The sequence below is a fragment of the Streptomyces sp. NPDC005141 genome (assembly GCF_053599975.1).
On the sequence record NZ_JBSFYW010000165.1, the window covers coordinates 1 to 1439 of the forward strand.

At 66.6% G+C, this 1439-nt stretch carries 2 protein-coding genes; one reads left to right on the plus strand and one right to left on the minus strand.

The window, feature by feature from the left end; translation table 11 throughout:
* Positions 1-62 precede the first annotated feature (62 nt).
* Positions 63-1241, plus strand: a complete 1179-nt coding sequence (locus ACWD68_RS41875) for an IS4 family transposase (protein ID WP_451811717.1) — start codon at positions 63-65, stop codon at positions 1239-1241.
* On the opposite strand, the gene ACWD68_RS41880 is transcribed toward ACWD68_RS41875, so the two are convergent.
* Positions 1216-1439: hypothetical protein (locus tag ACWD68_RS41880; protein ID WP_451811718.1), on the minus strand; the 224-nt coding region annotated here is incomplete at its 5' end. The two genes, ACWD68_RS41875 and ACWD68_RS41880, sit on opposite strands and share 26 nt — an antisense overlap.

Sequence of the window (1439 nt, forward strand, 5' to 3'; positions counted from 1 at the left end):
CAATGCCGTTGCTTTTGTCGTGGGCGTAGGCTGGTTGGCAGTGGGTTCCGGGGGTGGTTGGGGTGGCTGCGAGCGCGTCGGACTTATCGGGTCTTGGTCTGCTGACGTGGGTGTATCCGCCGGGGTTGGTGGACCGGGTGGTGGCTGCGTGCGGGCGTTCAGAGCAACGCAGACGGCTGCTTCCTGCGCGGTTGGTGGTGTATTTCGTCCTGGGGTTGGCGCTGTTCTCGCCTGCTCCTTATCTCGAGGTCATGCGGCATCTGGTCGCGGGTCTGCGGGGGCTGGGGCTGCTGGGCGACTGGCATGTTCCGGCGAAGTCTTCGCTGTTCAGGGCCCGGCAGCGGCTCGGTTTCGAACCGCTGCAGGTGCTGTTCGCGGCGACAGCGAAGCCGTTGGCCGACGAGTCGACGCCTGGTGCGTTCTGGCGGGGTCTGCGGGTGCTGGCTGTCGACGGGACGTGCTGGGACGTCGCCGATACGGAGGCCAACCAGGCCGCGTTCGGCCGTCCCGGCAGCGGCCGCGGCACGAAGCGCAGTGCGTTCGTCCAGGTGCGGATGGCGGCGCTGGTGGAGGTGGGCAGTCATGCGGTGCTGGATGCGGAACTCGCCGGCTGCCGGACTGGTGAAGTCACCCTCGTCGGCCGGCTGCCCCGGTCCTGCGCTGCGGGCCAGCTGGTGCTGGCCGACCGTGAGTTCCTCGGTGTCCCGCTGTGGCGGGCCTTCACCGACAGTGGCGCCGACCTGTTGTGGCGGGTGCCCGCCAACCGTGTCCTGCCCGTCCGCAAGCTGCTTCGTGACGGGTCATGGCTCTCCGACATGTATGCCGGCACCGATCCGGCGAAGCGAGATCCGGTGCAGGTCCGCGTCCTGGCCTACCAGCTCAAAGGCATGGCCAAGGACGCTGGGGCAGACAACTATCGTCTGGTCACCACGCTTTTGGATCACCGCCGTCATCCGGCCCGGCAGTTGGCCGCGCTCTATCGTGAGCGCTGGGAGATCGAGTCCGTGTTTGCTGAGATCAAGACGTTCCAGCGCGGTGCGAGGGTGGTCCTCAGCAGCAAGACACCCGACGGTGTCCTCCAGCAGATTTGGGCGCATCTCCTGGTCCACCATGCGCTGCGGGAGCTGATGCTGAGAACCGCAGCCACCCGTCAACTCGACCCGGACCGGATCTCTTTCACCGAAACGCTGCGTTCCGCCCGGCGCAGTGTGACCGTCACTCCGGGCGGTTTTTCCCCCTGAGCTCCTGGTCAGAGCACTGCACGTACTCCAAGAAGACCTGCTGGAAAGACTCCTGCCCGCCAGACGGCTCCGCAGCCAGCCCCGCGTCGTCAAGCGCAAGATGTCCAACTACTGGCTCAAACGGGCCGAGCATCACACCTGGCCCCAACCCACCCACGCCGGCACCCAAGCCATCCACATCAAACGACCCCAACCACC